We start from the raw sequence: 24,195 nt of genomic DNA on the forward strand, positions 1-24,195 counted from the left end.
AGAGCAACTAAAGTACGGTTTCGTGCGTTAGAGATATAAAGACCACGAAGGGAAGAAAGTCCCATGAAGCGACTGATCCTAACCGTACTGGCTGTTATACTGTTAACCGGCTGCGGACGCCAGATAGCGACGAGTGACAATGTGCAAGGCGGCGATGCGAACAATTCCATCCAAGTCACCGACAATGAAGTAAAAGGTTCAGGGACGATCAATCCGCTCAGCGAGCCTAGTGAAGTCCGCAGCTTTCTCCAAGACAATCTGATTCCGAACGGTGACGTCTATTTGAAAGACGATCTCCTCTATATTAATCTTGTCAATCCGACGGAAAGAGGCGAGCAACTGCTTGCGGACCGCTATATAACCGGTACGTACAAGACAGTGCGTGTTGCTCACTCGTTCGAGGAGCTGCAGGCTGCACAGGATAAGCTCGGCAATTCGGAACTGTTCAGTAAGCTGAATCTCTACTCAACAAGCATTGATGTGATTAAGAATAAACTCATCATTACGATGCCGGATTCGAGCGAAGCAGAAGGGAAAGTCGAGATCGAGAAACTGATCGATCCTAGACTGATCGAATACGACATTCAGGAGCTAAGCGAGAAGCCTGACGTCGTCGGCACAATCTCAACAATCGACAACGAGTCGCATCGTATTCTTGTTCTGGAAGAGGGGAAGACCGAGCCAAGCTACTGGTTTAGCTTCAACAGTCATTCGGAGATGGTAGATAGCGCGGGGCAATCCATTACCTTCGACGATCTGAAGGTAGAGGTCAAAGTGCGAGTATGGATCAGCGGCGGAGTTGCTGAGTCCTTCCCGGCACAGGCCGGAACCCGTAGACTCGAGCTTGTTGCCTCGAATGGATTACAATAGCAGAGTCAGACTTGAACCAATAAACCCGACCATAAGTGGTCGGGTTTATTTGTGATAAAATTAGCTGCTGCTGCCATACTTCTTCTTGTATTGTCCATGCCCGTATTTCGAATGCTGTGGAGGGTAGTAATTCCCTTTCTTGCTATTGCTGCTGCTGTATTGGTGACCGTACTTTCCGTGCGAGCCATAGTGCTTCTTGCCTTGTATGGAGCCTAAGAGTCGTTGAAGAAGGTGTTTTATCATAACGAGTCCTCCTAAGTTAGGGTGAAAGCGCTTGAGACTTACTTACCCGGTAATACGTAATGACTCCTATCATGTTTCATTTTGTGTGCCTAATTAATTCTTAAATTGAAACCGAGCTGCTGCGGCAGCTGTATATGTTTGCGAGGAGGGATTCGGATGTGGAGTTCGTGGTGGCGGCAATGGAAGCTCAATTGGTTGGATTTCCCGCTGCGTCAAGGCTCGGTCTGGGCGGGAAGGTACCAGATTGAGCAGTTCCTTGGCATGGGCAGCTATGGTCAAGCGTATCGCTGTACGGATCTGACCACCGGAATTGCCGTTCTTATGAAGCGCGCAAAGCCAAGCAAGCAGAGATTCGCTCGTATGATGCTTAAGCAGGAGAGCGATATTCTCCGGCGCCTCGATCATCCGCAAATTCCTAAATGGTTGAATTATACAGTGAATCGCAAAGAAGAAGTGCTCATCATGAAGCTTGTGGAAGGAGGTAGCATTGCACATGCGATTATGGAGCAAGGACGGGCATATAGCGAGACGGAGGCTCTGCTTCTCATCCGGCAATTGCTGCGTCCGCTTAGTCACATGCATGAAGCCGGTTATGTTCACCGGGATGTTCGTATTCCTAACGTGCTGGTCGATAAGGAATGTATTTATTTGATTGACTTTGGCTTAGCCTGCCGAATCGGGGAAGAACCAATAAGCGAAGCAAGTGATGACGTAGGCGGATGCAGCGGACTAAGTGGTTTCGCGGACAGCTGGGGACCCGTGAAGCAGAGGATGAGGGTTCCTGATCCGACCAGCGATTTGTATGGCCTCGGCCACCTCTTCTTGTTTTTGATATATTCTGGCTATGTACCGAAAGAAGACCAACAGGAGCTTGGCTGGGAAGAGGAGTTGGAGCTTAACCCTGTGGTAGTCGCTTTCGTGCAAGGGCTGCTTGAAGGCAAGCATCGTACGGCTGCAGAATGTGAGCAGGAGCTTGAAGAGGTGTTGGCGACGCTTGGCATTACCGTGTAACTATGAGAGGACAAGAACATAAGGTCAATTAATCCGCGATTTTAGCGGATTTTTTTATGCAGCTTCTTTGTCTTTTTCAAAAAGAGAGTTGAGTGCTCCAATTAATTTGACAATCCGTTAGTGGTGAATTAATATATGCTATAGCATATAGATGCGATGAATACCATTTAGATAGACGAGAGGTCTGCTATGAATTTATTTGATCTTACTGGATTCCTTATCCATAAAACCGATATGAAACTCACTAATTACTTCATCAGAATATTGAAACCCTATGAAGTCACTCCAGAACAATGGGGAATCATCAGCGTACTTGATTGCGATCGAGCGATGACGCAGAAAGAAATTGCCGAAGCGATTGACAGGGATCAAAGCACGGTCGTCAGAATGATTACTTCGCTCGAAAAAAAAGGCATGGTGAAGCGACTGCAGAACGACCATGACAAACGCTCCCATGACTTGTTTCTGAGCACCAAAGGCATGCAGCTTAAGACGCGCCTTCTTCCTGTGGTAAAGGAAGCACACGATTATTTGACCCGTAATCTCAGTCAAGATGAACTTGCGTTGCTTCATGGAACGCTTCATAAACTTTATCTTAACGTAGAGGGGGATTAAAGTTTTCTGGTTTTCTGTATTATATATGCTATGGCATATAGTTCGGCACACTATCTAATTATTCGAGAAAGAGAGTGATTTCGTCATGTTGATTACAATTGTTCAAGCTGTGTTGGGGATCTTCTTTATTTTCACAGGAACCACGATCATATCTGGAAAAATGGCAAATGAATTCAAAAAGCTTGGCCTCCCGTCCATATTTAATTTTCTAACCGGTTCTATCGAAATTGTGGGGGCGCTCGGGATGATTGCGGGATTTTGGTTCCCAATCTTAGCTATATGTTCAGGGTTCCTGCTGGGTTCGACGATGCTGGTTGCCGCATTTATGTTGATTGTCATTGCAAGAGATCCGTTTAAGAAAGCAATTCCGGCAATCGTATTGTGTATAGTGTCATTTGTTACCGCTATTTACATGCTATAGCATGTAAATGGAATGCTCCCGAGATTCTAGCCAAAGGTTCGGGAGCAGCTTAATTAAGCCAATAGGCAAGTTAGTTTCTAAATGTTCTATTGCCCAATAGAAAAAGTCGATTAGCCAGCGCAGATAAGCAAGCTCATAATATATACCAAACCAATGAAAATAATCGGATAAATAGGAGGCACTCCAATGACCCTATCGAAGACGTCCAACTTATCTCGCGAAAGAAGAGAACGCGCATTTCAAGAAGCAGTTTCTTTCAGAACCTTCACCGAGCAGGCGCAAGTGAACCAACAAGCTCTAGCGGCTAACTTCGAAGCTTATGCACCAGACGATCAGCAGTTGGATTTCCTGAACAACCGTGAGGAACCAGTGGATGTTCTCGTCCTTGCACACGATTGGTGCGGGGACGTCGTCGCAAATCTTCCACTGTTCGGTAAAATCGCGGAACAGACGGATAAGCTGCGCTTGCATATCCTGAACCGCGATCCGGGTAATCAAGATATCGCTGAGTTGTATAAGCATGCTGATGGACGTAGTCATATTCCCACGTATGTATTCTTCGATGGATCAGGCCAAGAACTCGGCGTCTTCATTGAACGCCCCGCGGAGATCAGCGCGCTTCTTGGCGGATGGATCGAAGCGTTCTGGACCGAGCATCCAGAGCTGGATGGCCGCGGAAAACCGATCAGCGCGCTCGAAGAGACGGAGAGAAGAGAGTTGCTTCGCTTCCTGAAGCTTCGGAGAACGGAAGTCATCGGCCAAGAACAGGATGCCATTCTTAAGGAAATTCAGTCTATTGTTAGCAGATAAACAATCATATGAGTAATGAATCACATAAGTTTGGTAATGGTTTGTAAATATGCTGGATTCACCGCAGAAAGTCCCGAGGATCAACTCCTCGGGACTTTCTTTACATCATTCTCGGCTTACTCGCCTTCTTCAGAGATACCAGTTACAACTCGATTGGACACAGCCGGTTGCGGTTGGAACGAAATACCTGCGACAGTAGGCGTGAAGCTAGCTCGTGCTTGGTTCACGATGCTTGATCCGTCATCGATGACACGGACTCGGAAGGTAAGGCTCACACGCTGACCCGGCGATAGGTTACCGGCAAGGACGCCTTGAGTTAGATTGGCAGCGGGCTGCGGGATATCATCGATCACAATGGTCCCGGCAACGAACTGAGTGCCGGCCGGAGGCGGGTCTGTTATTGTAATGTTTGTGAGTTCTGTATTGCCGGAATTGACGGCTGCGAGCGTATAGGTAAGCTCCTCTCCGAGTGGAATTTCAGGGAGATTGGCTTGCTTAACTAGCTCTAGTTTCGGCAGAAACACAGGTATAATGACCACGTTCGATGAACTTCTTAACGCAAGCTGCGTACGATTCGGGAGATCCGGAGTAAAGAGAACGGTGGCTTGGTTCGTAATCGGTTGTCCTGTTGAACCAACGGTAGCCTGATAGGTGACCGTTGCGGTTTGGCCGGCCGCTAAGCTCCCTGCAAGGATGCCGGCTGCTGGATTTGCTTCTGGACGGGATATCCCGTTTACGACGACGCTGCCAGGGACGAATTGGGTGCCTGTCGGTATCGGATCAAGGACGAGAACGCGAGCTAGATTCATCGTGCCGGTATTCGTTATGAGAAGCGAGAAGGTAACGATATCTCCAGGAATCGTCGCCGTTCGGTTCGAACTTAAGGCAGCATCCAGGCTCAAGTCTAGAACAGGTATGACATTCGGCGGGATGGATACAGGCGGCTGTGTCAAAGGCGGATCAGGTGGAGGCTGTTCAATGGCATAGAAGATCGTCGCTTGATTGGTAACCAGAGGCGGCACAGGCATGAAATCAATATGCACCTCTAACGTGACAGTAACTATACCGCCTGGCGGGATCGTTCCAAGCGCAATCACTTCCGGGTCGAATCCAGGCTGAGGGACTAAGTCGATAAAGAGGCTGCCGGGTATGATGGACGTGCCTGGAGAGAGCTGTTCACTTAAGACGACATCAACCGCGGGGGTATCGTTGGTATTGAAGACTTGTATGGTATAAGTAACTGTATCTCCAACGAATGTAGCGGCAACGTCCGACGTTATGACACCTGACAATGGCATGTTTCTCCCTCCTTTTCAGTGAACTTCAGCTTATTCTTCATCGACGATAACCCGAACGGAAGCGGTGGCTTCAAGCGTTGGACCGTTATCCCAACTCACGGTTACGGGGCTAACGATGACGGTATCTTCACGGACATTTGGCAAAAGGAACGGGATGCGAAGCGAATAATCCGCCCCGATCTTAAACGCATTACCGCGAATTTGCAGGCGGAACAGAGGCGCTGTAAGCAGTCCATTCAATAGCGTGACATTGCCCGTATTTCGGACACGGATTGTGAAGAACACGATCTCGCCAGGGTGTCCCTCTGGCCGATCCACCGTTTCGGTAAGCACGGCATTCGGGCGTATCGATGTCGTTACGGATGCAGGCACTTGTTGAAGCGGCGTCTGATCGGAGAAGGCGAAGGCATGGCTCGTGAATACCGTACCGCCAATCGCATTCGGCGGGATCGTGAACGGCAGGTTGAACGAGCGGCTCTCTCCCGGAACGAGCAAGTCGATTACCGTACTGAAGCCCGTTAGCGGCTCAATGACGCGGACATTCGTAAGCGCCTGCTCGCTCAAGTTGCGGACTGTTACGGTGAAAATCACTGTTGTGCCAGGATCCGCAAATGCGGGATTCACAACATTGGTCAAGTTCAGCAGGAAGCGCCGTAATGCGACAATGACAGACGCATCGCTGAGTGGAGGAGCTAGACCGGCTGGCTGCTCTGTCCATGTCGCTGTTACGCGGTTGGCAAAGATATCACCCTGTACGGCAGTAGCCGGAACCGTAAATGGGAAGAGCACATTGGCCGTTTCGCCTGGACCAAGAACGGGAACATTCATTTGAGCGCCTGTCGGTGCATCCGTGACTACAATGTTGGTGGCCGCATTGCTTCCTGTATTCGTAACTTCTACCGTGAAGATGACTGTTTCATTCGGGGATACGACATTGCTCTCGGATCGCTTCCGCAGTGCGATTGTTGTCTCTGGAACAGGAGGGATCTGAACAGCAACCGATGCTGAAGTCCGCTGGAGCGGCGTTTGATCGGAAGCTGCCTCGAATGTGTTGGTGATCACGCTGCCATTGGCGGAGGCGGCTGGAACGATAAATGCAGGAGTCCGGACAATTGTCCCACCAATAGGCAACACCGCAACCGTCTCGCTAATTCCGAGTAGAGGATCGTTTAATGTGACATTCGTCTGCGTCGTGGCAAGTAGATTCTCGACGGTCAACGTGTAGGTGACCACATCGCCGGGCGCTGCTGTAATCGTATCAGCCGACTTGGTTATGCGGAGTCCAAAATCCACCACGGTAACGTTGGACAGCACTTCAGTCGGTCTTGTTTCATTCGAGGTGACGGAGAGTAGATTGGAAATATCAGTCCCAATCGGCATCCCCGCGGGCACGGTGAAAGGCAGTGTAAGCTCATGGACATCGCCAACAGCGAGATCAGGAATGGCAGTGTCGATACCAAGCAGCGCATCGACGACCCGTACACCGGTTAGCCTTACGTTGCCCGGGTTGGCAATGGTGACCTGGTATTGAATCAATTGTCCAGGGGAAGCAGCAGCTGTGTTCGGTACCTTGCTCACGCCGATAAGCGGTACGGCCAACACTTCTATGGTGGCAGAAGCGGTCACGCGCGATGTTTGATCGGAGATTGCTTCAACCGTGTTCGTATATATCCCTGGTGGTGATTCTAAAGGCATTAGGAAAGGGACCGAGAAGGTCTCGGTCTGGCCGACAGCTAAGCTTGGCAGTGTCTGGCTCTGTCCGGTCAGGTGATCAGTCAGCACGACATTCGTCAGAGCGATATTGCCCGTATTGCTCACTGCAATCGTAAAGTTGACCGTGTCACCTGGAATCACGGAGGCGCGATCGGCTGATTTGGTCAGCTCCATGCGAGGCTGATCAAGGACGGTTACAGCAGCAGTGGCTTGCTGGCGCGGCACATTCTCGCCCTCAATGTCGGCAATATTCACAATGATGGAGGCGGCGAGAGCATCGGATGGAACGGTAAAAGGCACATTGAACGTGAGCTGGGCACCAACCTCGATACGTTCGATCGCTTCGTTCAGATTGAGCAGCTGATCCGTGAGCACGATGCCGATTAAGTCTACATTTCCGACATTCGTCGCAGTGATTGTGAAGACAACCGTATCGCCGGGATTGGCGAACACGGTAGATACGGATTTGGTGAAGGAGAGCGCAGGGGAAGCGGCTACATGAATGGCAGCTGTTGCTATTTGGGGCTCTATCAATTGATCGGCTCTGACAGTAACTGTATTGGTGATTGTACCTGGAGCGGTAATAAGGGGTACGGTAAAAGTTGGCGTTATCGTGTGCGCGATGCCGGGCTCGAGCGAAGGAATCACGCTCAGTATATTGAGGGTTGCGTCATCGACGACAATGTTGGTCAGCACGGTTTCGCCTGTATTCGTTATCGTAATGAAATACGTTACCGTTTCGCCGGGACGAACTTCGGTGCGGTCTACGGATTTCGAAATTGTCATGCTTGGCACGAGGCCGAATTTCGTCACGAATACTTCGTTCAGACCGTTCGGCACCGTTTGAAAAGCGCCTGGCGTTACAGGAAAGTCAGTGGAGAAGGTATAGCCCGTCACGTACATATTGCCGAGAATATCTCCGGCGATGGCAGAGCCGCTGTCGATTCCGGAACCTCCGAGGTATGATGAGAAGATTAGGGAGTTGCCTAACGCATTGATTTTCGTGGCATAAGCATCCCTTGTACCGCTTAGCGTCGTCTGAATGGCTTCCGGCGTAGTCGGATAATCCGTCGCTAACGTGTAGCCTGTAATGAACACATTGCCGCCGGTATCCAGCCCGCTGCCGTAAGCTAATTGGAAATTCGATTTCCCTACGTAAGTCGAATAGACAAGCGGATTCCCGGATGGACTGAGTTTGGATACGAATATATCCGCGGTACCGAGAAACGATGTTTGATAAGCGCCGGGAGTGACCGGGAAGTCGGTGGAACGGGTGTATCCGGCCGCATAAGCATTGCCTGCAGCGTCAACCGATATGCCATAAGAGTAGTCGACACTGGAACCGCCTAGATAAGTGGAATAGACAAGGGAGCTGCCTGCGGCATTCAGCTTGGTAACGAAGGCGTCGCCTGTTCCTCGCCGCGAAGTCTGCAGAGCTCCTGGCGTAGTGGGGAAATTCGTCGAGCTCGTATTTCCGGTCACATAGGCATTGCTGTTGCTATCGACAGCAATTGCGGTTCCGTTATCCCCGCTTGATCCCCCGAGGAAGGTCGAATAGATCAGCGCGCCGCTCGCGCTAAGCTTCGCAACGAACCCGTCATTATTGCCCCCATAGGTCGTTTGAAATGCCCCTGCCGTTACGAGCAAATTGGGAGACGCCGTAAATCCCGTCACATAAGCATTATCAGTACTATCGATCGCAATGCCAAGACCGTAGTCGTGTCCAACTCCGCCAAAATAGGTCGAGTAGAGCAGCGAGCTTCCATCTGGACTTATCTTCACGATGAACGCATCGCTTAATCCGCCGAAAGTCGTTTGAATCGCACCTGGCGTAACCGGGAAGTTATCGGAGTAGGTTCTGCCCGTCACATAGGCATTGCCGCTCGCATCTACCGAGATGTTTTGGCCAACATCATACGCGGATCCGCCCAGATATGTGGAATAGACCAATGCACTGAGTGTCGGGTTCAGCTTCGTTATGAATGCTTCTCGGTCTCCAGCCGGTACCGTTTGCACCGCGCCTGGGGTTACCGGAAAGTTCGTCGACGTCGTAACTCCCGTTACGTAGACGCTGCCGGAGCTATCCGCCGCAATGCCGAAGGGCTCGTCATTCCCTGATCCGCCTAAATAAGTAGAGTAGACCAAGCCGGGATCAATCACAAGCGGCGTATACTCGTCATAGGTCTGGTCAATTAAGAAGCTGATGATTGTAGCTTCCTGCTCGGTGGAGTCGAGAACGAATGAGCCGAGAACGTCGACTCGCTGGCCATCGATTTCCTGATAACAGATGGGAGCAGGATCGATGATATCGCCGAACGGTGTCTGAATGATCAGGTTCCCGTCTGCATCAAGCGTGACCTTCTCCGCTCCACTATACTCGAAGCGAATCGCAGCCGCGTCCCCACCGGGATGAACGACAAAATCATATTTGATGCTGCGTCCTTCACTTCGGAAGATGAGATCGATCTCCGGCCAAAGTCCAAGGTAGCGAATGTGGTGAAATGTTGGTATGTCCGTCCGCCACCCAGCGGGATCTGCTGCTTTAAAGCAATGAATTTTGCCTCCTGCTGGTTTCATGCCATCGGGCTTTATGCCGGGGTTGATATCCAGGAATCGAAGATCCAGACGACTGCTTCGCAATTCTGCGCCTGACCTATCGAACAGAGTGAAAATAGCTGCATCCGTTGTGAATGAAGCTTCAAACGCCGCTCCTCTTGATACAAAGCAAATCTGATCATGTTTAAACTGTCCTTGGTTCGGAATAAAGCAGCATGGCACCTGCGTCGCTAGCGTCGCTAGTTCCGCGGGTTGAAGTTGGTGTTCTGACGGTACTGACATCGTTCGAAAACAACTCCGATACTGTTTTTTTGTGGTCATTTGCCTCTAGAACCGAATATTTTACAGGTTATGCTTAGGAGGAAAGTTTGGTTATAAGCATACTTAGCCTTATACCACATGGTAAAATAAACCTGGAATAGGAGGGTTTATATGAATATTGAAGTTTTATTAGTTCCGTATGAAGAAAAAACAGTGCTCAACAATCTCATTCAATTATATCGTTACGATAGCAGTGAGTTTGACGGACATGTATTAAACGATCATGGGTTGTACTTGTACAAATATTTCGATCATCAGTGGACAGAAGAGTACCGTCGTCCGTTTCTAGTGAAAGTTGATGGGGAAATTGCGGGTTTCGTTCTAATAAGCTTGGATGTTCCCAAGGATTATATGAAATTGAGCTCAGCTGAGGCAACAAACGTCATTAGTGAATTTTTTATTATGAGAAAGTTCCGCCGTAAAGGAGTGGGCAAGAATGTTGCACATTCCCTCTTTAATCGGTTTATTGGTACATGGGAAGTAAGGCAGACAGTTAGTAACCAGCCTGCTTATACGTTCTGGAAAAAAGTCATTTCTGAATATAAACCAAACAACAACTATCAAGAGAGATTCATAGATGATGAAAAATGGAATGGTCCTGTATTTGTTTTTGAGTCGCTGAGAGAACTTTGACTGGAGGAGATATTTATAAAATATAATGAGGTTGTTGAAATCAGTGAAGTGTATTTACTTCCACTTATATGTGAGTTATACGGATTAGAAGGCTATGAAATCAAGCGCGTGAATGAACATGACGGAGGCCGTAATCTCGTTTATACTTGCGACAAAGAAGATACAGATGCGAAGATCCTTAGAATCGCCTTCTTAAAGGATAGAGTCCGAGAAGACTTCCTCGGTGAACTTGAGTATGTCAGGTATTTATCCGATCATGGCGGAAGTGTTGCGGATGTGGTCAGCTCCTTGAAGGGGAATCTGCTGGAAGAGATAACTCAGCATAATCATACCTACTATGTCTGCCTGTTTAAGAAGGCTGAAGGAAAATTGCTTGTAGACAATCATTATCGGTACCGGGAAGGCGTTCCCATTACCGAATATTACTTTAATTGCGGTAAAGTTCTGGGGAAGATGCACCACATATCGAAAGGATATACGCCTACTCATCGCCGGTACAGTTTTTTTGATAAATACAATGCTGACTACATCGAAGAACTAATCCCCGGCTCATTACCTGTGCTCAAGGAGAAGCTGTTACTTCTTCTTGAAACTTTACTATCAATGGACAGGAACAGTGACTCTTTCGGTATGGTCCATTTTGATTACAACGATGGGAATTATTCGATAAATTATGATAACGGACAACTAACCGTATATGATTTCGATAACTCCTGTTATTGTTGGTACTTGTTTGACATAGCAAGCCTTTGGACACAAGGCATGGGCTGGATACAATTTGAACCAGACGCAGGTAAACGCAAGACGTTCATGGATGCGTATTTCGATACGGCCCTCTCGGGGTACAGATCAGAAACCGGAATCGATAATTCGATGTTGGATATGTTACCTTTATTTATCCAAGTCAACCTCATGGAAAGTATTGTAGACGCATTCGAGGTCATGCGAAACAATGGTGAAGAGCCGAAGTGTGACGCGGAGTTGTCGTACCGGATTAAATGCCTGGAAGATGATATTCCTTATATGGGATTTTTCCATAACATTTACTCGTGTGAAGACCCCTTTGAATAGGAGGAACGAGATCATTAGTAATCCTTCTTTATGCGCATACAATTGTGTAAATTGGAGAAAGTAAAATCATCCCATATACGAAGGAGGATTTTACAAATGGCAAAGAACACATTAGTGGTACCGCAAGCATCTCAAGCATTAGACATGCTTAAGTATGAAGTCGCACAGGAACTTGGCATTCAGTTATCCCCGGACGGGTATAATGGAAATTTGTCGACATACCATGCGGGCAAGATCGGTGGCTCCATTACTCGGAGATTGGTTCAAATCGCTGAGCAAAGTCTTGGTGGATCGCAAAACTTCCGTTAGAAACGAAGAAAGGCTCCCCCGCTTGAGCGGTGGAGCCTTTTTCAATTTAGTGGCTCATATCATAAAGCCCAGGGCTATGTTCATTCGGCATATCCGGCAGCTGAGGAACTGGAAAGCCTTTAGGAGGTTCTGTCACCGACAGTTCGCCTCCATTACGGCTTGGAGTTGTACCTGAGAAGATTTCGCCGATTCGGGTTGGATCGAGTCTAAAGTTAAACTGGGCATTATGATAGCCGAGGTCAACATATTTGCGGCATTCCGGATATTTATTAATGTCGTAATTCGGGACAGGGAATAATTTGCCCCATTCAACGCCTAGCTTCTCCAGCGCCTTCGCAAATGCATTCTGATGGGCATTATCACGTACGATTAAGAACCCGATTGTCTCACGGAACGTTTTGTTGGAGCTCATCTCATAAATTCTGCTCTTCTGGAGCACGCCAGTTGATTCAAGTACGACGTTATTGAGCAGATCCGCAACTAAGTTACCATGGCTATATACATACGAGCCGCTCCAAGGGTTGCCGCCGGCATCAACAGGTAATGAAGCTTTAGCACCCATAATGAAATGATGAGGATTCCCGTGCTTAACCGCCTCATCAATCGGGGCAGCATCCGCTCCAGCGTTCCCAGGAGTCGAGAGCCCGGCTTCGTTCAACAATTGATTGATTGTATTCTGCACCAGCTCAACGTGAGCGATTTCTTCCAAGAAGACACCGCGGATCAAATCCCGGAATTGTTGATCTTTCCCTCTGAAGTTCGAGCTCTGGAAGAAATACTGCATCATCGTTCTCATCTCGCCGAACTGTCCGCCCAGTGCCTCTTGAAGGACCTTTGCCGCTGCTGGATCTGGTTGATCCGGCTCAATAATGTTAATGAGCTCTTCCTTGTAATAATACATGCGTTTGAAAACCTCCTTCTTATTTCATACTCCTTGATACAATCTCCTCTAGCGCTTCTTAATATCCAATTCGTTCTTTGGCTTTTTCCCATGCAATACATACTCCATTTCTCAGACGATCAAGGATAAACCGCACTAAACCGAGTGATATTATTTATGGTTACCGTAGTTAACAGCTCAATGGCAGAAAGGAACTCAAAGTGAAAGAGAAAAAGAAGCTTGATCTAGCAGCACTTTCTTCCATTCCGCTCATTATGACACTTGCAAATTCCATGCTCATCCCCATACTTCCGCTCATGCAGCGAAAGCTTAAATTAAATGGTTTGCAAACCAGCTTAATCATTACGGTATATGCAGCGATTTCCATCATTTGTATTCCGATTGCCGGTTACTTGTCGGATCGATTCGGACGTAAGCGAATTATCATTATTGGTTTATCCATTGTCGCTATTGGGGGAATCATATCGGGACTGGCAGCCTGGAAGATGACTCAGAATGGCGGCTACACTATTATTTTGGTGGGGAGAATCATTCAGGGCATTGGAGCTGCTGGCGCATTTCCGATCGTCATCCCGCTGGTCGGCGATATGTTTGATACCAAGGAAGAGGTAAGCAGTGGGCTTGGCATCATCGAAACCTCCAATACGTTTGGAAAAGTTCTAAGTCCTGTATTAGGCTCTGCTCTTGCGCTAGTCGTCTGGTTCCTGCCACTTGCTATAATCCCTGTCATTTCCCTGATATCCATTGTATCTGTCATATTTCTGGTCAAGACGCCAAGCCCAAACAATTCGGCGGCAGACAAAACTTCAGACAAAACTTCACATAAAGCTTCAGCCAAAGCTTCTGACAAGGATAATCGGTTCAGTACGTTCATCCGTACGACTTCATCGTTATTAGTGAAGAAAGGCCATTGGTTATATGCCATATTCGCAATCGGCGGCTTGGTCATGTTCATCATGTTTGGTTTCTTGTATGATTTATCTTCGGTATTGGAAGATAGTTACCATATTCATGGCATCAAGAAAGGATTATTGCTTGCAATCCCTTTAAGTGCAATATGCGGGTTATCGTATTTGACGGGCAAAGTAGTCGGTGAGAACAAGCAACGGATGAAGGTTTTCAGCGTTATCGGCAATATTGTTCTAATGGCTGCTATGCTGATCTGTGCGCTGATCCATACGAATAGCCTGTGGTTCCTCATCTCGATGATGTTCATAAGCGGAGGCGGCATCGGCCTCGTGCTTCCAAGTCTGGATGCACTCATTACGGAAGGAATAGAGGAGGAGCAACGCGGAACCATTACATCCTTGTATAGTAGTGCACGCTTCATCGGCGTTGCTCTCGGTCCATTAATTGCTTCCGTCATGATGGAGAAAGAGAATTGGCTCTTCTATATATTCGCTGCTTGCGCATTCATCTGTTCCGGAATGGATCTATTCATGCTAAAGCCTCAACATGCAGGAGTAAACAAATGACGGCATAGAAACGCACGCGGAAGAGGACAAGAACAAATATCCATTAGAATCCGCATCCATGCGGATTTTTTTATTGCTTTCAGCTGCGACTTCTTGTCGCTGTCAGAAGCCCCTTTTGCATAAGTCAACTCAATTGGGAAATAGTACATATGAGTTTTCAACAAGTCAGAAGGTGAAATCTGTGCCGTTACATCGAAAATTGAGATCCATGGTTCAATCCAAAACGCTCACCGGCAGCAAAGCGAAGGATGAAGCCGATTCCTCGTTAAACCAAGAGAATAGGGTGCTCGAATCCGATCTTGAGCTCAACATCGAAATACTCGAATCGCTTTATTCCACTAGCTCGGATGTCGTCTTTCGACGATTTGAAACGATGGGGACTTCCGCGCTCTTGATCTATATTGAGGGTCTATCGAACGAAGAACTCATGGATTTGTCCATAATGAAGCCATTGTTGCGAGTGGAAGCTCAAGGGTCTGAGTCTGATGAGCCGATCATGGCGCTGGTGAGACAGTCGATCTCCATTACCAAAATAGATGAAGTCTACACGATTAACGATATTGTGGAGTCGATATCGTTTGGCAATCCTGTTCTGCTGTTGAATCAGTCAACCACCGGCTTCGCCTGCGGGTTAAGTAAAGCGAGTAAAAGAGCGATTGAAGAGCCTCAATCCGAGACGGTGGTACGTGGACCTCGCGAGGGATTCATAGAAAGCATTACAGATAATGTGACCTTATTGAGGCGAAAGATCAGATCGCCGATGTTGAAATTCCAGAAAATCGAGCTAGGCGAGGTTACGCGAACAAAAGTCAATGTGGTCTATATTGAGGGTATTGCGGACCCCAAGCTTGTCGAAGAAGTAGAGAACCGATTAAATAAAATAAATATCGACGGTATTCTGGAATCGGGCTATATCGAAGAATTAATTGAAGATAATCCGTTCTCGCCCTTTCCTCAGATTCAAAGCACGGAAAGGGTTGATGTCGTAGCCGCCGGATTGCTCGAAGGCCGAGTTGCTATTCTCACGGATGGAACGCCGTTTACGTTGATCGTTCCGACTTCGCTCTTCGCCTTGCTTGTCAGTGCGGAGGATTACTATCAACGATGGATGATGGGAACAGTCATTATCTGGCTGAGGTATGCATTAGCTATTCTGGCATTAGGGTTTCCTTCTGTTTATATTGCGCTAATCACGTATCATCAGGAGATGATTCCAAGCTCGCTTCTATTGACGATCGCGTCTTCAAGAGAAATGGTACCGTTTCCGGCTGTCATTGAATCCATATTAATGGAAGTCACATTCGAAGCTCTGCGGGAAGCGGGAATACGTCTTCCCAAGCAGGTGGGTTCCGCTGTTAGTATTGTAGGCGCATTAGTCATCGGAGAAGCTGCCGTCACAGCAGGTATTGTATCTGCCCCGATGGTCATTATCGTGGCGTTAACGGGTATTGCCAGCTTCGCTATCCCTAATTATCCGGTAGGCATCTCGATTCGGATGCTTCGCTTTCCGTTCATGATTCTGGCCTCTATTCTCGGATTGGTCGGGGTCATGCTTGGCGTATGTGCCGTAGCTCTGCATCTATGTAATCTGAAATCGTTCGGAATCCCGTATCTGTCCGGAGTCGCTCCGTTAAAAACAGATGAAATCAAGGATACAATTATTCGGGCTCCATGGTGGATGATGAATAAACGTCCGGCATTCAACAGAATGATCAATGAGTTCCGGCAGGGACCAGGGCAGAAACCTAGCCCTCCAGACGATAAGTAATCCACGAAGAAGGGGGTGCCACATGGAATCGGGAAGAATATCTTCTTTGCAAATGGGAGTGCTTATGTACCCGGCGGTTATTGCCACCTTGTTGCTTACGGTGCCTGCTACGATGGGCAAGCTGGCAGGCAATGACATGTGGTTATCGCCAATCTGGGCATCCATTGTTGGCATTATCACGCTCTGGATTGCTGTTATGTTGAATAAACGGTTTCCAAGCTATACGTTGATTCAGATCGGAGAACAGCTGCTAGGTTCGTTTGCTGGTAAAATACTGGGTTGCGTAATTGTTCTATTCTATATGCACAATCTGGGTATCATCATCCGGCAATATGGGGAGTTTGTTCTAGGATCTTTCTTAACCGAGACGCCGATATGGGTCATTATGGGTACGATGGTATTCCTTTGCGGACTTGCCGTTCGTTGTGGATTGGAAGTAATCGCCCGTGTAGGGCAGCTATTCCTGCCGGTGTTTGTCATTCTTCTTGTGCTGCTTCTGCTCCTGCTGATACCGGATTTGGATCCGAAGCTGCTGCTGCCTGTTTTCGATGACGGGCCATGGCCATCCGTGAAAGGTGCGTTGGTCGCTCAGGGATGGTTCTCGGATTTCATCATTACTTCATTCATGCTGCCTTATGTCAAAGATCGGAACAAGGGGATGAAGTGGGGCTTGATCGCGATCGTCGCCATTATGGCAACGATGTCAACCGTTAATGTGGTCTGTCTTTTCTTATTCGGGAACACGGTAATGGAACTGATCGACCCGCTGCTCGCGGCTTCCGGCTACATCAGTGTGTCTGATTTTTTTCAGCACTTGGAATCGGCTACAATGGCGATTTGGATCAGTACTACGTTTATCAAGATTTCCGTGTTTTATTATGTGCTAGCGCTAAGTACAGCGCAATTATTCGGTTTATCAAGTTATCGTCCAATCGTATTTCCAATCGGCTTTATAGCCATTGTAACCTCCATTTGGGCGGCCAGAAGCAGACAAGAATTAATAGATTTTATAAGCATGAGCTTCCCGTTTTATTTGACGACGGTTCAAACGGTGATTCCGTTGCTGCTGCTGATCCTTCTATTGCTAAGTAAACGGAGAAGGCTGAAGCGAGAGGACGTGTAAAGGTGAATGCACGAATCTTCCTGTGTATGCTTCTGCTCTGTAGTGTATTGTTTCTAAGCGGTTGCTGGAACCGAGTGGAAATTAACGATCTGGCTCTCGTCACGGCGATTGGTCTGGATAAAGCACCGAAAGGCAATGGCATACGTCTGGCTGTTCAGATTATCGTTCCGAATCCGAGCTCTCAGTTTAAGAAGCCGGATCAAAGGCTAACGGTCGTCAACTGGGTGGATGGTACGAATTTTGCCAATGCATTATCCAAGCTGCAGCTGAAATTCTCACGCAAATTATTTTTTGGACATACGACGGTGTGCATCATTCAGGAGGCTCTGGCGAGGGAAGGAATCCGTGAACATATCGACTTCATCGCGCGTTTCCCTGAAAGCCGGCTTCGCATCAATCTGTTCGTTAGCCAGAGACCGTCAATTGACTTTTTGACCGCTGAGCCTAACATTGAGCTGAGCTCATCCGAATTGCTGCGAGAGATGGCCAAATCGAGAAATATGGTTCATACAACCGTTAAAGATGTCATGCAAATGATTAACGGTGAAGCACAGACGGCTACCGTTCCCTGGATTGATATGGAACCAGTGCTTCCACAAATGAAAACTCAAAATGAAGTTCCCTATATCATCGGTACAGCGATATTTAAAGGAGACAAGATGGTCGGTCGCTTGGATGCGATCAAGACCCGCGGCATGTTATGGTTCAGGAACGAGCTTGAGACGGCTACGATTGATCTCATGCCACCTGGACAGCAAAGGGAGATGTCGTTCAAAATACTCCATGCTCACTCGGAACTGATTCCGAAAATTACGAATGGCAATTGGCAAATAAAGGTGAGGGTCGTGTCTGAAGACGATGCCATTCAGAACGGTACGCAATTGAACATTGCTGATCCGGAGGTTGCGGAAGCTATAGAGAAACAGCTTAGTAAAGACCTGGAGAACCGAATGAAGCTGGTTCTCCATACGGTTCAGAAGAAGCATAATACTGATGTGCTCGGTTTTGCCGATGCCTTTCATCGCAAATATCCTAAAGCCTGGAAAGCAAATAAGAATCGTTGGTCTGAGCTATTCCCGGAGGTTGAAGTGAAGTATGACATCAAGATTTATGTCCGAAGACCAGGTGAGACGGAACGAAGCTTAAGCGTTCCGCTTAGAGGAGTGAATGGTTCCTAATGAAATGGTTTGAAGGTATGGGCATCTCACTGATCGTCATCCTTATTGCGATGTATGAATGGAAACAACTGGGGAATAAATCGAAGAGAGAGCGACGAACCGTATTATGGTTATGCCTATTCGGCCTCTCATTAGCGCTCGTGCTGTTAGTTCAACCAGAACTCTACGGACCGACCGATCTGATTACTTACATCTACAGTCCAATGAAGCGGCTGCTCAAATAATAACCAGCTCAGTCGGAGCTTGGCGCAAGAGAAGAAGCCCGGAACACCACTTAATCAGTGGTGTCCAGGCTTCTTTCTTGTTCTGCTTTCGCCACGGTGAAGTAGAACTCCACGCCGCCGTCTTGGTTGCGAACGCCGTACGTGCTGCCGTGCAGCAGTAAAATATGCTTCACGATGGCGAGACCGATGCCGGTGCCGCCTAATTCCCGGCTGCGGGAAATATCAGCCCGATAGAACTGCTCCCATATCCGCTTCAGTTCGGAAGGAGGTATCGCATCGCCTTCATTCCAGAGCGAGACCAGCCACTTGCTGGGTTCTTCGGTAATCTGCAGCTTGATGGCGCCTGAATCAGGCGTGTGTCGAATCGCGTTGCTCATTAGATTCACCAGCACCTGCTCAAGTCTGAATCGGTCCCCGTATGCAGGCAGATCAACAGGTTGTTCGGGGAGCTTTGCAGACAGCTTGATTGCTTTGCGTTCCAACGGCTCCGCATGCCGCTCCAAGAAGGCAATCGTGCATGCGCGAAGATCGAATACATCGCTGACAAGCCGGTACTTGCCGGATTCCAGCTGAGCCAGATCCAGCATATCGTTGACAAGTCCGGACATCCGCTTCGTCTCGTTCATAATGACGCCGAGGTATTGATCACGCTTCTCGGCGCCGCCAATTCCATCTCGCAGGCCTTCTGCATAGCCGCTGATGAGACTGATCGGCGTCTTGAGCTCATGGGAGACGCCCGCAATGAAATCGCGCCGCATCGATTCCAGCTGCTTTTCTTTCTCGAACTCTTCCTTGAGCTGAATGTTCGCCGATTGCAGATCGCCGAGCGCATGCTGCAAATTATCGGAGAGAAATTCGAATGTTTGCGACAGGGTGCCGATCTCGTCATTGCGCTTCATGTCGCTCTTCACCGAGAAGTCCAGCTTGGAGAGCCGGAGGGCCACTTGATTCAGCTTGCGCAGCGGCTTCGTAATCATGCCGGAGTAAATAAAGGACAGAAGCAAGATGAGTACGATAGCAAGTCCGTAGAAATACAGATAGAAATCCTGGATGACAGCTCCCGCATCGCTGACCGGACGCAACGAAGAGACGGCAAAGAGAACTTGGCGTTTGCCTTCGGCAGAGGGGAGCGCGGCTGCCACAATGAGCTGATTATTGCCGAGCTTGTCCGGCCCCAATCCTTGGGCACGGTATACGACGGTTTCCTTGCTGTCAAACACCTGGCTTACTTTCACTTTGTCCTGCAACCACTGGGCAACGCCTGTCATCAAATTGTTCATTTGATCCGGGGAGAAGGGGCTCTGAATCGTTCTCAGCTCTTCGCCAGTCAACTGATTTTTGCTGATCATGATGCTTTTTTGCTTCCTGCCGGCACCGATTGCAATCGCTTTAATACCATCCTGCTCGATCTGAAACCTCGCAGTCAAAGCATAGTAGTTGCTCTCGAAAGGCGAGAAATAGAGCGGTAAACCTGCGGAGTTCGCATCGTCGCTCCCTGATTTTCCAACTGGCGTGTAATCCCCGTACTCCGGTGCCGTAGTCGTCTCCGATGTTCTCGAATTGGTTGTATCTGATGGCGAAACGGGCTTACTCTGCGTGTCCGCGTCTGGAGAATTATCGGGGCTATTCGGAGCAACGGGCGCATCCGTTCCAGGAGCAGAAGCATCGTCGCCTACAACGACATATTTATCCCGCAGTCCCGTGAACTCCTGCTTTATGTCCGTAATCTTCTGCCGTTCGTAATAGCTCTCGAAGAAAGACAGCTGCAGCACCATGATGAGGGTAATGAACGCTACGAATGATATCGCCGTGACGATAAACAGCTTAAATGCAATGCTGCGTCTCTGTTTCATCGCTTCACCTTGAACTGATAGCCATTGCCGCGCATCGTGCAGATAAGCTCCGCTTTGTTGCCAAGCTTCTGCCTCAGACGCTTAATATGGGTGTCGACTGTACGCTCATCCCCGAAATAATCGAAGCCCCATACCTGATTGAGCATCATCTCCCGCGTCAGCACAATATTCCGATTGTGATACATATAGAGCAGAAGATCATATTCCTTCGGAGCCAGCGTAAGCTCCTCGCCATCGACCATAACCTCGTGAGACGCTTTATTAATTGTCAGCCCGTCCAGCGAAATAAGACCTTCTTGATCCATCGCAGCGGGCGAAGCTGCGGCCATGAGTTCCGCCCGCTTGAGAAGCGCTTTGACCTTCGCGGTCAACTCCTTAGGGCTGAACGGCTTGGTCATATAATCGTCCGCGCCGAGCTCGTAACCATGCAGCTTGTCATCCTCATTGGATCTCGCTGTCAGCATTATAATCATCACATCTGACCGTTCCCGTATCGAGTGACAGACGCTGTAACCATCTAGCTTCGGCATCATAATGTCCAGAATTACGAGGGCAACCGACTCCGAATCGAATAAGCGCAGTGCCTCCTTGCCGTTTGACGCCTCGATTACCTCAATGTTCTCGGCTTGCAGATAGTCGGCAATGAGCTGCCTAATGAGGGGCTCATCTTCTACAATCAACACTTTCCCGTACAAAATATCGTTTCCTCCTTCATTGTCACACAGCTGTCACATCGCTCTTTTATAGTTACAACTGTCGGAAACACAATCATCATTACTCACTATCGTATAGGAGGTTGTTATGAAATTCAAACGCTTGTTGCGACGCGATGGCAGTGTGGCGATCTTGTTCCTGGCGCCAAGCTTGGCAGGCTTTAGTCTGTTCTATCTGCTCCCGTTTGCTGCAGGCTGTTACTACTCACTGGTAGACAGTCCGGTGAACGGCAACTTTGTCGGTCTTGCCAACTACAAGGAGCTATTCCAGAGCAGTTCGTTTCACAAGGCTGCGTCGAATACGGCTCTATTCACGGCGGTGAGCGTACCGCTATTGATGACGCTATCGCTGATATTGGCGCTGTTGCTCATGCGAGAAGTGTACGCTCGGAACTGGATGAGAACGTTCTATGTGATGCCGCTTGTCGTTCCGGTAGCTTCGATCGTCATGCTGTGGCAAATTCTGTTCGACAACAATGGATATCTGAATGCTTTCCTGCATGACCACGGGCTGGCGACGAAGGATTGGATGGGTTCAAACACTGCACGAGCCGTCGTTATCTTGGTTTATCTGTGGAAGAACATGGGCTACAACATGGTGCTTTATCTAGCAGGACTTCAAAATATCCCTGAGGATTATTACGAAGCAGCTTCCGTTGAAGGCGCAGGTTGGTGGTGGAAACTGCGTCATGTCACACTCGTCTATTTAACGCCAACGATGTTCTTCGTCTTCATTATGTCGGTCATCGGTTCGTTCAAGGTTTTCCGCGAGACCTATTTGATTGCCGGAGAATACCCCAATGACAGTATTTATATGCTGCAGCACTATATGAACAATATGTTCGCATCACTCGATTACCAGAAGCTCACCTCTGCAGCTTATGTCATGGCTATTGCGATTGCTTTGTTTGTGTCCATCTTGTTCCGGCTGGAGCGGCGCGCAAGGAGGTGGATGCAATGATACAGAAGACTCGGGTTCTGAAGAAAACGTTGCTCACCATCATGCTTGCGTTCTTCGTTGTAATCATGCTGTTTCCGCTTCTGTTTACAGTGAGTAATTCCTTCATGTCGGAGGGTGAGATCGGCAGTGCATATGGGATCTTGTCGCCAAGCGGGGACAACGATTCAAGCTCTGCGAAGCATCCGAATGAGTATGCGATCCTCAAGCTTGTGCCTGACAAAGTAACGTTTGAGCAGTACGGAGAAGCACTGTTTCGGAAGCCGCAATTCCTATTCATGTTCTGGAATGCGGTAGTCATGACCGTGCCGATCATTATAGGGCAAGTCATTGTCGCTTCGCTGGCGGCTTATGCGCTTGGCAAGCTGAGGTTTCCCGGGAGGGACAAGTTGTTCTTCCTGTATCTCATTACGATGCTGATGCCGTTTCAGGTGACGCTTGTGCCCAATTACATTATTGCTGACCGGCTCGGACTTCTAAATAGTTTCGGCGCGATTATATGGCCAGGCATCTTCTCCGCATTCGGGGTATTCCTGCTGAGACAGTTTATCGAGCAAATTCCTTACGCTTATGTCGAAGCAGGCAAAATGGACGGTGCAGGCCACATGCAGCTCTTCTTTCGAGTGGTGCTGCCAATGTGCCGACCGGGTCTCGCAGCACTCGTTATTCTGCTCTTTATCGATAACTGGAACATGGTTGAGCAGCCGCTTATTATGCTCACTGATGCGTATAAACAACCGCTTTCCGTCTATTTGTCCACGGTACGAGAAGGGGAGCTTGGCATCGCATTTGCTGCTTCCGTGCTTTACATGGCGCCGATGCTGTTCATTTTTCTCTATGGCGAGAACGATCTGATTGCTGGTATTCAGCTATCAGGGCTTAAGGGTTAACAAACATCAAGTTAGGAAGGAGTGAGGAGGATGTCCACAGTGCTGGACGACAATCGTCTAAAGCGGCGTAGACGTCTGATGGGAGCGATTCTGCTCATCTTCATAGGGGGCTTGGCTTTGCTCACCTTCTTCTCGAATACCATCGCTGGTCTGGTACTGCCTAAAGTGACGGTCATGAATCCGACAGTCGGTACGCTTAGTTATACCATTACCGGCGACGGAGAGTTGGAAGCAGGTAATACCGAGGAGGTGTATCCAACCGGAGCCGGCAATGTAACCAAGATTCATGTGAAGGTTGGAGACAGCGTCAAGAAGGGGCAACTGCTGATTGCTTACGACACGACGGATTTGAAGCGGAATCTGATGGATGAAGAGGCGCGTTATGCTCAGATGAAGCTGCGGATGGAGTCACAGAAGGAGCAGATCATGGCTGCGTATCAACAAGACGATCAAGTCTCTGTTCGCAATCTGAAGCGCGACCTGAAGATTGCCCAGTACGATCTGGGCATCGAAATTCGCAAACTGGAGTCCATGCGCGAAGGAATTGAGAAAGCAGGCAGCGTGAAGGCGCCGTTCAGCGGGATCGTCACGCAATTACAGGCGACAGAGGGAATGGCTTCCTCGCCAGGACAGTCTGTCCTGATCCTTGCGGATGTAAGCAAGGGATTTATCTTTAGCTCGGTCAATGATGCAGACAGTGCAGACCAGCTGCGCATTGGAGAAACGGTGCAGCTGGCGGCTTCTCGAAACGATAAGCAGTGGTTGGTGAAAGGAACCGTTCAAGCGATCGAAGATGCGAACGGTGATGGTGACGGCGGTTCAGGCGGTAAACCTGGCGGTTCCGGTTCTGGCGACGGATCCGGCGGTGATGGCAACCCCAATAAGAAGAGCAAGAAAATTACGATTCAGTTAACCGGACAGCAATTGAAGCTTGGAGATCATATGAAGCTGTCCGTGAAGAAGTCCGGTAAAATCGGCAAGATCATGCTTGCAAGTCACGTCATTCAACAAAGTGATAACGGTCCTTATGTGTGGATTGTCAAGGAGAGCAAGGGCCCGCTTGGCAGTGTATATACGGTCAGCAAAGTTACGGTCACCATTGGTGATGCGGATGCAGTAAACACGGAGATTACGAGCGGCCTTATGCCGAGTGATCGTGTCATTGAACAGATGAGCGAGCCGCTGGACGATGGCCAGCGGGTTAGATTGAAATAATAATTCGATTATAGGGAGTGTATCAT

Annotated in this window: 22 protein-coding genes; 16 read left to right on the plus strand and 6 right to left on the minus strand. The window is 48.6% G+C overall.

Annotated features, from left to right (window positions below):
• The first annotated feature begins 63 nt into the window (after positions 1-63).
• On the plus strand, positions 64-870 hold the full coding sequence (locus AC0YNX_RS05090) for a DUF3221 domain-containing protein (RefSeq protein ID WP_475814544.1): 807 nt from the start codon (positions 64-66) through the stop codon (positions 868-870).
• A 60-nt stretch (positions 871-930) separates the two neighbouring features.
• On the opposite strand, the gene AC0YNX_RS05095 is transcribed toward AC0YNX_RS05090, so the two are convergent.
• On the minus strand, positions 931-1,113 hold the full coding sequence (locus AC0YNX_RS05095) for a hypothetical protein (protein ID WP_475814545.1): 183 nt from the start codon (positions 1,111-1,113) through the stop codon (positions 931-933).
• Positions 1,114-1,269: 156 nt separating this feature from the next.
• On the opposite strand from AC0YNX_RS05095, the gene AC0YNX_RS05100 reads away from it, so the two are divergent.
• From AC0YNX_RS05100 to AC0YNX_RS05115, 4 genes are all read left to right on the plus strand, one after another.
• Positions 1,270-2,124, plus strand: a complete 855-nt coding sequence (locus AC0YNX_RS05100) for a serine/threonine protein kinase (protein ID WP_475814546.1) — start codon at positions 1,270-1,272, stop codon at positions 2,122-2,124.
• Positions 2,125-2,313: 189 nt separating this feature from the next.
• Complete coding sequence (locus tag AC0YNX_RS05105) at positions 2,314-2,739, plus strand: MarR family winged helix-turn-helix transcriptional regulator (protein WP_475814547.1); 426 nt, start codon at positions 2,314-2,316, stop codon at positions 2,737-2,739.
• A gap of 85 nt (positions 2,740-2,824) precedes the next feature.
• Positions 2,825-3,160 carry a DoxX family protein gene (locus tag AC0YNX_RS05110; protein WP_475814548.1) on the plus strand — a complete coding sequence of 112 codons (336 nt, stop codon included), beginning with the start codon at positions 2,825-2,827 and terminating at the stop codon, positions 3,158-3,160.
• A 186-nt stretch (positions 3,161-3,346) separates the two neighbouring features.
• A complete protein-coding gene (locus AC0YNX_RS05115) occupies positions 3,347-3,970 on the plus strand; it encodes a thioredoxin family protein (protein WP_475814549.1) in 624 nt (207 codons plus the stop codon).
• A gap of 116 nt (positions 3,971-4,086) precedes the next feature.
• Here AC0YNX_RS05115 and AC0YNX_RS05120 read toward each other — a convergent pair whose 3' ends face one another.
• Positions 4,087-5,268, minus strand: a complete 1,182-nt coding sequence (locus AC0YNX_RS05120; RefSeq protein ID WP_475814550.1) for a DUF7507 domain-containing protein — start codon at positions 5,266-5,268, stop codon at positions 4,087-4,089.
• Between the two features lie 30 nt (positions 5,269-5,298).
• Positions 5,299-9,819, minus strand: coding sequence for a DUF7507 domain-containing protein (locus AC0YNX_RS05125; protein ID WP_475814551.1), 4,521 nt, complete (start codon positions 9,817-9,819; stop codon positions 5,299-5,301).
• A 150-nt stretch (positions 9,820-9,969) separates the two neighbouring features.
• Between AC0YNX_RS05125 and AC0YNX_RS05130 the strand changes: the two genes are divergently transcribed.
• The 3 genes from AC0YNX_RS05130 to AC0YNX_RS05140 all read left to right on the plus strand — a co-directional run bounded on the left by AC0YNX_RS05130 (position 9,970) and on the right by AC0YNX_RS05140 (position 11,871).
• Positions 9,970-10,491 carry a GNAT family N-acetyltransferase gene (locus AC0YNX_RS05130; RefSeq protein ID WP_475814552.1) on the plus strand — a complete coding sequence of 174 codons (522 nt, stop codon included), beginning with the start codon at positions 9,970-9,972 and terminating at the stop codon, positions 10,489-10,491.
• Positions 10,492-10,506: 15 nt separating this feature from the next.
• Positions 10,507-11,562 carry a phosphotransferase enzyme family protein gene (locus AC0YNX_RS05135; RefSeq protein ID WP_475815186.1) on the plus strand — a complete coding sequence of 352 codons (1,056 nt, stop codon included), beginning with the start codon at positions 10,507-10,509 and terminating at the stop codon, positions 11,560-11,562.
• Between the two features lie 96 nt (positions 11,563-11,658).
• The gene (locus AC0YNX_RS05140; RefSeq protein ID WP_475814553.1) at positions 11,659-11,871 is read left to right on the plus strand and encodes a small, acid-soluble spore protein, alpha/beta type; all 213 of its coding nucleotides are present in this window, start codon (positions 11,659-11,661) and stop codon (positions 11,869-11,871) included.
• Between the two features lie 46 nt (positions 11,872-11,917).
• On the opposite strand, the gene AC0YNX_RS05145 is transcribed toward AC0YNX_RS05140, so the two are convergent.
• Positions 11,918-12,772, minus strand: coding sequence for a manganese catalase family protein (locus tag AC0YNX_RS05145; protein ID WP_475814554.1), 855 nt, complete (start codon positions 12,770-12,772; stop codon positions 11,918-11,920).
• A 200-nt stretch (positions 12,773-12,972) separates the two neighbouring features.
• On the opposite strand from AC0YNX_RS05145, the gene AC0YNX_RS05150 reads away from it, so the two are divergent.
• The 5 genes from AC0YNX_RS05150 (at position 12,973) to AC0YNX_RS05170 (ending at position 18,540) form a co-directional block, all read left to right on the plus strand.
• Complete coding sequence (locus AC0YNX_RS05150) at positions 12,973-14,247, plus strand: MFS transporter (protein ID WP_475814555.1); 1,275 nt, start codon at positions 12,973-12,975, stop codon at positions 14,245-14,247.
• Between the two features lie 208 nt (positions 14,248-14,455).
• A complete protein-coding gene (locus tag AC0YNX_RS05155) occupies positions 14,456-16,015 on the plus strand; it encodes a spore germination protein (RefSeq protein WP_475814556.1) in 1,560 nt (519 codons plus the stop codon).
• A 22-nt stretch (positions 16,016-16,037) separates the two neighbouring features.
• A complete protein-coding gene (locus AC0YNX_RS05160; RefSeq protein WP_475814557.1) occupies positions 16,038-17,138 on the plus strand; it encodes a GerAB/ArcD/ProY family transporter in 1,101 nt (366 codons plus the stop codon).
• Between the two features lie 2 nt (positions 17,139-17,140).
• A complete protein-coding gene (locus AC0YNX_RS05165) occupies positions 17,141-18,316 on the plus strand; it encodes a Ger(x)C family spore germination protein (protein WP_475814558.1) in 1,176 nt (391 codons plus the stop codon).
• Positions 18,316-18,540, plus strand: a complete 225-nt coding sequence (locus AC0YNX_RS05170; protein ID WP_475814559.1) for a hypothetical protein — start codon at positions 18,316-18,318, stop codon at positions 18,538-18,540. The genes AC0YNX_RS05165 and AC0YNX_RS05170 overlap by 1 nt, the downstream gene beginning before the upstream one ends.
• A 50-nt stretch (positions 18,541-18,590) precedes the next feature.
• On the opposite strand, the gene AC0YNX_RS05175 is transcribed toward AC0YNX_RS05170, so the two are convergent.
• Complete coding sequence (locus AC0YNX_RS05175; protein ID WP_475814560.1) at positions 18,591-20,393, minus strand: sensor histidine kinase; 1,803 nt, start codon at positions 20,391-20,393, stop codon at positions 18,591-18,593.
• Positions 20,390-21,088 carry a response regulator transcription factor gene (locus AC0YNX_RS05180; RefSeq protein ID WP_475814561.1) on the minus strand — a complete coding sequence of 233 codons (699 nt, stop codon included), beginning with the start codon at positions 21,086-21,088 and terminating at the stop codon, positions 20,390-20,392. The genes AC0YNX_RS05175 and AC0YNX_RS05180 overlap by 4 nt, the downstream gene beginning before the upstream one ends.
• A 106-nt stretch (positions 21,089-21,194) precedes the next feature.
• Between AC0YNX_RS05180 and AC0YNX_RS05185 the strand changes: the two genes are divergently transcribed.
• The 3 genes from AC0YNX_RS05185 to AC0YNX_RS05195 are packed head-to-tail and all read left to right on the plus strand — an operon-like array spanning position 21,195 to position 24,169.
• Entirely contained in the window at positions 21,195-22,067 is an 873-nt protein-coding gene (locus tag AC0YNX_RS05185; RefSeq protein ID WP_475814562.1) for a carbohydrate ABC transporter permease, read from the plus strand.
• Positions 22,067-22,954: a carbohydrate ABC transporter permease gene (locus AC0YNX_RS05190; protein WP_475815187.1), complete on the plus strand. Its 888-nt coding sequence runs from the start codon at positions 22,067-22,069 to the stop codon at positions 22,952-22,954. Before AC0YNX_RS05185 ends, AC0YNX_RS05190 begins: the two co-directional genes overlap by 1 nt.
• A 30-nt stretch (positions 22,955-22,984) precedes the next feature.
• Entirely contained in the window at positions 22,985-24,169 is a 1,185-nt protein-coding gene (locus AC0YNX_RS05195) for an efflux RND transporter periplasmic adaptor subunit (RefSeq protein ID WP_475814563.1), read from the plus strand.
• The last annotated feature ends 26 nt before the right edge of the window (positions 24,170-24,195 follow it).

The organism is Paenibacillus sp. J31R98, from assembly GCF_056269245.1.

What these genes read in the sequence shown, in the direction of transcription:
- AC0YNX_RS05115 (WP_475814549.1), top strand. Translation starts at nt 3,347, where the DNA reads ATGACCCTATCGAAGACGTCCAACTTATCTCGCGAAAGAAGAGAACGC.
- AC0YNX_RS05185 (WP_475814562.1), top strand. Translation starts at nt 21,195, where the DNA reads ATGAAATTCAAACGCTTGTTGCGACGCGATGGCAGTGTGGCGATCTTG.
- AC0YNX_RS05110 (WP_475814548.1), top strand. Translation starts at nt 2,825, where the DNA reads ATGTTGATTACAATTGTTCAAGCTGTGTTGGGGATCTTCTTTATTTTC.
- AC0YNX_RS05175 (WP_475814560.1), bottom strand. Translation starts at nt 20,393, where the DNA reads ATGAAACAGAGACGCAGCATTGCATTTAAGCTGTTTATCGTCACGGCG.
- AC0YNX_RS05095 (WP_475814545.1), bottom strand. Translation starts at nt 1,113, where the DNA reads ATGATAAAACACCTTCTTCAACGACTCTTAGGCTCCATACAAGGCAAG.
- AC0YNX_RS05155 (WP_475814556.1), top strand. Translation starts at nt 14,456, where the DNA reads ATGGTTCAATCCAAAACGCTCACCGGCAGCAAAGCGAAGGATGAAGCC.
- AC0YNX_RS05125 (WP_475814551.1), bottom strand. Translation starts at nt 9,819, where the DNA reads ATGTCAGTACCGTCAGAACACCAACTTCAACCCGCGGAACTAGCGACG.
- AC0YNX_RS05195 (WP_475814563.1), top strand. Translation starts at nt 22,985, where the DNA reads ATGTCCACAGTGCTGGACGACAATCGTCTAAAGCGGCGTAGACGTCTG.
- AC0YNX_RS05105 (WP_475814547.1), top strand. Translation starts at nt 2,314, where the DNA reads ATGAATTTATTTGATCTTACTGGATTCCTTATCCATAAAACCGATATG.
- AC0YNX_RS05170 (WP_475814559.1), top strand. Translation starts at nt 18,316, where the DNA reads ATGAAATGGTTTGAAGGTATGGGCATCTCACTGATCGTCATCCTTATT.
- AC0YNX_RS05140 (WP_475814553.1), top strand. Translation starts at nt 11,659, where the DNA reads ATGGCAAAGAACACATTAGTGGTACCGCAAGCATCTCAAGCATTAGAC.
- AC0YNX_RS05130 (WP_475814552.1), top strand. Translation starts at nt 9,970, where the DNA reads ATGAATATTGAAGTTTTATTAGTTCCGTATGAAGAAAAAACAGTGCTC.
- AC0YNX_RS05120 (WP_475814550.1), bottom strand. Translation starts at nt 5,268, where the DNA reads ATGCCATTGTCAGGTGTCATAACGTCGGACGTTGCCGCTACATTCGTT.
- AC0YNX_RS05100 (WP_475814546.1), top strand. Translation starts at nt 1,270, where the DNA reads ATGTGGAGTTCGTGGTGGCGGCAATGGAAGCTCAATTGGTTGGATTTC.
- AC0YNX_RS05160 (WP_475814557.1), top strand. Translation starts at nt 16,038, where the DNA reads ATGGAATCGGGAAGAATATCTTCTTTGCAAATGGGAGTGCTTATGTAC.
- AC0YNX_RS05090 (WP_475814544.1), top strand. Translation starts at nt 64, where the DNA reads ATGAAGCGACTGATCCTAACCGTACTGGCTGTTATACTGTTAACCGGC.
- AC0YNX_RS05145 (WP_475814554.1), bottom strand. Translation starts at nt 12,772, where the DNA reads ATGTATTATTACAAGGAAGAGCTCATTAACATTATTGAGCCGGATCAA.